Source organism: Streptomyces mauvecolor, assembly GCF_039532965.1.
GTDB lineage: Bacteria > Actinomycetota > Actinomycetes > Streptomycetales > Streptomycetaceae > Streptomyces > Streptomyces violascens.
Genome location: NZ_BAAASQ010000078.1, coordinates 1 through 6954, shown reverse-complemented (window position 1 = coordinate 6954; position 6954 = coordinate 1). Strand labels below are relative to the sequence as shown.

The window sequence follows — 6954 nt, the reverse complement described above, 5'->3', positions numbered from 1 at the left end:
CCCCACCCCCCGAGCCCAGACCCTCACCCCTCAAAGCCCCCCATGAAACGTCCGGTTGATGACATCCAGCTGCTGCTCGCGCGTCAGGCGCACGAAGTTCACCGCGTAACCCGAGACGCGGATGGTGAGCTGGGGGTAGTTCTCCGGGTGGCGCATGGCGTCTTCCAGGGTGGCCTTGTCGAGGACGTTGACGTTCATGTGGAAGCCGTTGCTGGCGACGAAGCCGTCGAGGACTCCTGACAGATTGTCGATGCGCTCGCGCGGGGTGCGGCCCAGCGCGTCCGGCGTGATGGTGTTGGTCAGCGAGATGCCGTCCTCGGCGTCGTCGTAGGGCAGCTTGGCGACCGACAGCGCGGAGGCGATGTAGCCGTGCTCGTCGCGGCCGTTCATGGGGTTGGCGCCGGGCGCGAAGGGCGTGCCGGCGCGGCGGCCGTCGGGGGTGTTGCCGGTCTTCTTGCCGTAGACGACGTTGGAGGTGATGGTCAGGACGGACTGGGTGTGGACGGCGTCGCGGTAGGTGGGGTGCTTGCGGACCTTCTCCATGAAGTCGTGCACGATCCGGGTGGCCAGCGCGTCCGCGCGGTCGTCGTTGTTGCCGTAGGCGGGGTAGTCGCCCTCGATCTCGTAGTCGACGGCGAGGCCGGTCTCATCGCGTACGACCTTGACCTTGGCGTGCTTGATGGCGGACAGCGAGTCGGCGGCGACCGAGAGGCCGGCGATGCCGCAGGCCATGGTGCGCAGGATGCGCTGGTCGTGGAGCGCCATCTCGATGCGCTCGTAGGCGTACTTGTCGTGCATGTAGTGGATGACGTTGAGGGCGTGGACGTACGTCTTGGCGAGCCAGTCCAGCATCGCGTCGTACTGCCGGGCCACGGTCTCGTAGTCGAGGTACTCGCCCTCGATGGGTGCGAAGCCCTCGACGACGAGTTTGCCGCTCTTCTCGTCGCGGCCGCCGTTGATCGCGTACAGCAGGGCCTTCGCCACATTCACCCGGGCGCCGAAGAACTGCATCTGCTTGCCGACGGCCATGGCGGAGACGCAGCAGGCGATGGCGGTGTCGTCGCCGTACTTGGGGCGCATCAGCTCGTCGGACTCGAACTGGATGGCCGAGGTGTCGATGGCGACCTTGGAGGCGAAGTCCTTGAATCCGGAGGGGAGTTCGCGGTCCCAGAAGACGGTGAGGTTGGGCTCGGGGGCGGGGCCGAGGTTGTAGAGGGTCTGCAGGGCGCGGAAGGTGGTGCGGGAGACGAGGGGGCGGCCGTCCTCGCCGATGCCGGCCATGGACCAGGTGACCCAGGTGGGGTCGCCGGAGTAGAGCTCGTTGTATTCGGGGGTGCGCAGGAAGCGCACGATGCGGAGCTTGATGACGAAGTCGTCGATGAATTCCTGGGCCTGCTCCTCGGTGATGAGGCCGGCTTCGATGTCGCGCTGGAGGTAGATGTCGAGGAAGTTGTCGATGCGGCCGATCGACATGGCGGCGCCGTTCTGCTCCTTCACGGCGGCCAGGTAGGCGAAGTACAGCCACTGGACGGCTTCGCGGCCGGTGGTGGCCGGGCCGGAGATGTCGTAGCCGTACGACATCGCCATGTTCTTCAGCTCGTTCAGGGCCTTGATCTGCTCGGAGACTTCCTCGCGGTCGCGGATGACGGTCTCGGTGGCCCAGTCCTGGCCGAGGCGCGCCTTGTCGGCTTCCTTGGCGGCGATGAGGCGGTCGACGCCGTAGAGGGCGACGCGGCGGTAGTCGCCGATGATGCGGCCGCGCCCGTAGGCGTCGGGGAGGCCGGTGATGATGCCGGAGGAGCGGCAGGCGCGGATTTCGGGGGTGTACGCGTCGAAGACGCCTTCGTTGTGGGTCTTGCGGAGGTGGGTGTAGACGTCGCGCACGCCGGGGTCGGCTTGGTAGCCGTAGGCACCCAGGGCGCCTTCGACCATGCGCCAGCCGCCGTTGGGCATGATGGCGCGCTTGAGGGCGCCGTCGGTCTGGAGGCCGACGATGAGGTCCTTGTGGTCCTTGGCGTCGCCGTCGATGTAGCCGGGCTTGAAGGCGTCGATGCGGGACGGGGTCTTCACGTCCACGTCGTAGATGCCCTGCTCGATCTCCTGGGGGAACATCGACAGGAGCTTGTTCCATACGGCGGTGGTGCGCCGGGTGGGGCCGGTGAGGAAGTCGGCGTCGCCTTCGTAGGGCGTGTAGTTCTGCTGGACGAAGTCGCGGACGTCGATGGCGTCGCGCCAGATTCCGCCCTTGAAGCCGTCCCAGGCTCCGCCGTTCTTCGTTGCCTCTGCAGGAGTCGCAGTCATGGCAGGCACCCTTCCGAATCACCGTTGACGTCGTACTTCGTGCCGTCGAGCCGAAGCTCTTCGACCGCTTTCCATTCCACTCCTTCCGATCGATCAAATGCGGCGGCAGAGGTCACCGGATCCGGGCCGAAAGCCCTGCGATTCCGCTCCCCCGCGCCTCGACATGCCATCTGGCCTGCACACCTTCCCGGGACCTTGGCCCCGTGTTCGCTTGTGAAAGCATTCACAAGAATTTCGTGTCGCGGCACCGGAAAAGGCCCGCGCAGCGTGCTGTCGCGGGCCTTTCGTGCGGAATCGGTCGATGGAGACACGGCCTAGCTGGGCGCCTCCGCACCCTTCCGGGCGTAGAACCACCACGCCACCACGATGCAGCTGACGTAGAAGGCCACGAAGCCCCACATCGCGCTGGTCACCGCGAAGTTGGCGAACATCGCCGGGATGAAGAAGAAGCCGTACGCGGCGATGGCGGAGGTGAATCCGGTGACGGCGCCCGCCTCCATCTCGGCCTGCTTGAGCGCCTTGGCGTACTCGGGGGTGCCCGCGGTCAGGCCCTTCAGGTGCTGGTTGCGGAAGATCACCGGGATCTGCCGGAAGGTCGAGCCGTTGCCGACCCCGGAGAAGAAGAACGCGGCCAGGAAGCAGCCGAAGAAGCCGTAGAAATTGCCCGAATCGCCGCCCGCCGGAAGGAAGTTGATGACGCCGATGATCGAGAGGGCCATGCCGACGAAGGAGATGATGGTGACCTTCGCGCCGCCGAGCTTGTCGGCGATCCAGCCGCCGGCCCAGCGGGCCAGTGCGCCGAGCGCCGGGCCCATCCAGGCGTAGGTGGCGACGGAGTAGGCCGGGAAGGTCGTCTTGATCAGCAGCGGCAGGGCGGCGGCGAAGCCGATGAAAGAGCCGAAGGTGCCGACGTAGAGCCAGGTCATCAGCCAGTTGTGCTTGCGCTTGAAGATGACCTTCTGTCGGCTGAAGGGGGTGGAGGCGACCTTCAGGTCGTTCTGGCCGAACCAGGCGATCAGGGCGAGCACGACGAGGACGGGGACCCACAGGAACGCGGCGTTCTGCAGGTAGACCGGGGTGCCGTCCTTCTTGTGCTGGGCGGTGCCGATCGCGATGGTCGAGAAGGTGATGACGATCGGGGTCAGGAGCTGGACGACGGAGACGCCGAGGTTGCCGAGGCCGCCGTTGATGCCGGTGGCGTTGCCCTTCTCCTTCTTCGGGAAGAAGAAGCCGATGTTGGCGAGCGAGGAGGCGAAGTTGGCGCCGCCGATGCCGCAGAGAGCAGCGATGACCACCATGACGCCGTACGGGGTGGAGGTGTCCTGGATGGCGATGCCGAGCCAGATCAGCGGCACGATCAGCACGACCGTCGACAACGCGGTGAAGCGGCGCTGGCCGATCATCGGGCCGAGGAAGGTGTAGAGGATGCGGGCCGTGCCGCCGGTCAGGCCCGGGATGGCGGTGAGCCAGAACAACTGCGAGGTGGAGAAGGAGAAGCCGACGTCCTTCAGGTTCGTCGCGGTGACGGACCACACCTGCCACACCACGAAGGCGACGAGCAGGGCGGGGACGGCGATCCACAGGTTCCGGTTGGCGACCTTCCTGCCGACCGAGCGCCAGAAGACCTCGTTCTCCGGCTCCCACGCGGTGATGGTGCGGCCGGGCCGGTAGTTCTCCGGGTCGTACGTGACTGTGGCGTCGGGGCCGGCGTCTTGCCGGGTGGACGGCTGGAGCGCGGAACTCATGGTGCTTCCCAGGGGGTTGAGACGAGTCCTGACATATCCACGGTGCGCCTGTGGCCGGGCGGGGGTGAGAGGCGAATGCCATGAGTGCGGGCGGCCCTAGGTCCCCGCCCGGGCCTGCCGTACGGCCCCTGCGGCGCCTCGGACAGCGGGGTCTGGAGTGGATCCCCTGCCTCAGGTGCCCACTCGGAGTCAGTTCCCAGGCCTCAACCTGCTGCTTCCGCAACGGAGTTGCAAGGGACCGAGACCGAGGCGGCTTCGGGCGCCTCGTCCCGGGCCGGGTCTCGCGGGGCCCGTACGCGCCACCGCGCGATGACGTACTCAGGGCAGTACTGGCTCGTTCGAGCTGCGCTCAGCCCCAGGTGCGGGAGCACAGCACCAGGTGGTAGCCGTCCGGGTCGGCGACGGTGACTCCGTGCTCGTCCCAGTACGGGTTGTGCGCGGGGACGCGGGTTCCGCCGGCCGCGACGAGGCGGTCGACCAGGGCCTCGTCCACGGGGGCGCCGAGGTAGACCACGAACAGGTCGTCCACGGTTGGCGTCGGCTTCAGGGGGTGCTCGGGGTCGCGGGTCAGCTCGAAGTGCCACGCCCCGCCGGGCGGCCCGACCATCACGAGGTCGTGCTCGCCGGAGACGCGCTCGGTGGTGCGCCACAGGACGTCCAGGCCGAGGCCGTCCACGTAGAAGTGCTCTGCGGCGGCGAGGTCCCGCGAGGGCCGGGCCACCCGGACGTGGGTCGTGGCATCGATCACGCGGACGCCTCCAGGGCGGCGCGCCAGGCGGGGCTGTCGCAGTAGTGGTTGTCGAACCGCTCGGCGGACTCGGCGATCTCCTTCGGGTCGGCCTCGCCGCGCATGACCCGGCCGAGCAGGCGCAGGTAGTCGAAACGGCCCATGCCCGGGGTGAACACGAACAGGACGTCCGCCTCGCAGCCGGGCGCGGCGGCGAAGGCGTGCGGGGTGTGCGGCGGCACGGCCAGGAAGTCGCCGGCCTCCAGGACGGTGACCTCCTCGCCCACCAGCACCTGGAGGGACCCGCTGATCACGAAGAACAGCTCGGTGGCCTTGGTGTGGAAGTGGGCGGGCGCCCCCACGGCTCCCTTGGCGAAGGTGGACCGGTACGTGGTGAAGCCGTCGGCCGTACGGTCCGAGTCGGCGAGCAGCGTCATGACACTGCTGGGGTCCGCGCAGGTCTCGGCGTCGGTGAGGCGAGTGAGGACGGGCGGGAACGGCGGGGTGGTCCGGGAGGCCTGAGGGGTCGATTCCTTGGTCATGGCTTGACCTTACGATCTTGAACGTCCCTATGAACAGGCCAATTTGGCGCGATGAGGCTGGGCCAATCTGGAGGCACCGCTTCCGCTGGGCATGCGGCTCGTGCCGGGCGTATGCGCAGTTCCCCGCGCCCCTGACCCGCTTTCGGCTGCGGGTGGTTGCTCGCGCAGTTCCCCGCGCCCCTATCAGGGTCGCTCCTGGCAGGATCGACCCTGGCAGGGAGCATTCTTAGCCTGTCATGGGGGTCCCCTGGAACACCTTCACCCCCGGAGGGTTCAGGGAAGGGGCGGGGTGGAGGAAGCCCCCTCCGCCCGGCGACGGTTCAGCGTCCAGCCGACCGCGACGGTCACCGCAGCCACCGCCCCGGCCAGCGGCACCCCCGTCCGCCCCGCGAACGTACACCCCAGAATCACCAACGCCGAGGCAGGCAGCGTCAGTTGCTGCGCCAGGCCCCGCTTGAAGTGCCGGGAGTGCAGCCCCCACACCGTCAGCATGAACAACGCCGCCGGCACGGTCACCGCGGAGCCCGCCGCGATGGCGGAGATGTGCGCCTTGCCGACCGCCTGCTCCACCGCCACCTCCATCCCCGCCCCGATCGCCGCCGCCGAAGCGAGCACCACGTAATGCCCGTAACCCCACAGGAATGCCTGCCGGTTGGAGGTGAGGTGGTCGTGGATGGGCACCGCGAAGTAGATCCACCACGCGGCGAACACGATGAGCAGCCCGCCCGCCGCGAGCGGCAGCAGATCGCCGAGCTCGTCGTGCTCGTCGAGGGCCTCCTGTACGGCGATGGTGGCCGCCGACACCGTCTCGCCGAGCACGATCAGCGTGAAGAGCCCGTACCGCTCGGCGATGTGGTGCGGATGCCAGCTGGTGGTGCGGCGGCGTTCCGCGAGCATGGGGACGGACAGTTCGGCCAGGGCGAGCAGCGGGAACACCCAGCTGCGGGCGGAGTCCGGGACGAACAGCATGCCGACCCAGCCGAGCTGGCACAGCACGAGCCCGGCCGCGTACCGCAGGCACACCTGACGTTCGGCCGGGTCCCGGCTGCTCGCGGCGGCCCGCAGCCACTGGCTGGTCAGCGCGAGCCGCATCACGATGTACCCGATGACGCTGATCGTGAAGTCGCCGTCGTCGAACGCGCGCGGCACGCCTGCGGCCAGGATCAGCACGCCGGTGATCTGGACGAGGGTGACGACCCGGTACAGCGCGTCGTCGGTGTCGTACGCCGAGGCGAACCACGTGAAGTTCATCCATGCCCACCAGATCGCGAAGAACACGGCGGCGTATCCCGCGAGCCCCGTGCCCACGTGCCCCTCCGCGAGCGCGTGGACGAGGCGGGCGCCGGCCTGGGCGACGGCGACGACGAAACAGAGGTCGAAGAACAGTTCCAGCGGGGTCGAGGCGCGGTGTGCCTCGTGGCGGCTGCGTGCGGTCATGCGTGGCATCCGCACAGCACACCAGACAGCCGGGGGCACCAGGCGGCCAACACTTCCGGCCGTACGGATTCGTACCGGTTCAGCACAAGGCGGGCGAGGAGTGGGTGCCGGGGTGGTGTCGTGGCACCCCGGCGTTGTCCACGCTAGCTGTATTGACCCGCAGGGTTGTTGACGCGGGTGATGGGCGGGTGTCCGTCGAGTG

The 6954-nt window shown here is 68.3% G+C and carries 5 protein-coding genes; all 5 read right to left on the bottom strand.

The window, feature by feature from the left end:
• Positions 1-30 precede the first annotated feature (30 nt).
• The 5 genes from pflB to ABD346_RS38350 all read right to left on the bottom strand — a co-directional run bounded on the left by pflB (position 31) and on the right by ABD346_RS38350 (position 6752).
• Positions 31-2301: a formate C-acetyltransferase gene (gene pflB / locus ABD346_RS38370; RefSeq protein ID WP_344380947.1), complete on the bottom strand. Its 2271-nt coding sequence runs from the start codon at positions 2299-2301 to the stop codon at positions 31-33.
• 314 nt (positions 2302-2615) lie between these two features.
• The gene (locus ABD346_RS38365; RefSeq protein WP_344380946.1) at positions 2616-4046 is read right to left on the bottom strand and encodes a NarK family nitrate/nitrite MFS transporter; all 1431 of its coding nucleotides are present in this window, start codon (positions 4044-4046) and stop codon (positions 2616-2618) included.
• 349 nt (positions 4047-4395) lie between these two features.
• Positions 4396-4794, bottom strand: coding sequence for a VOC family protein (locus ABD346_RS38360; RefSeq protein WP_344380945.1), 399 nt, complete (start codon positions 4792-4794; stop codon positions 4396-4398).
• Entirely contained in the window at positions 4791-5315 is a 525-nt protein-coding gene (locus ABD346_RS38355; RefSeq protein WP_344380944.1) for a cupin domain-containing protein, read from the bottom strand. The genes ABD346_RS38360 and ABD346_RS38355 overlap by 4 nt, the downstream gene beginning before the upstream one ends.
• A gap of 273 nt (positions 5316-5588) precedes the next feature.
• Entirely contained in the window at positions 5589-6752 is a 1164-nt protein-coding gene (locus ABD346_RS38350) for a low temperature requirement protein A (RefSeq protein WP_381227413.1), read from the bottom strand.
• Positions 6753-6954: the final 202 nt, after the last annotated feature.

Coding starts and splice junctions, on each gene's coding strand:
- pflB (WP_344380947.1), bottom strand. CDS start 2,301: ATGACTGCGACTCCTGCAGAGGCAACGAAGAACGGCGGAGCCTGGGAC.
- ABD346_RS38365 (WP_344380946.1), bottom strand. CDS start 4,046: ATGAGTTCCGCGCTCCAGCCGTCCACCCGGCAAGACGCCGGCCCCGAC.
- ABD346_RS38355 (WP_344380944.1), bottom strand. CDS start 5,315: ATGACCAAGGAATCGACCCCTCAGGCCTCCCGGACCACCCCGCCGTTC.
- ABD346_RS38350 (WP_381227413.1), bottom strand. CDS start 6,752: ATGACCGCACGCAGCCGCCACGAGGCACACCGCGCCTCGACCCCGCTG.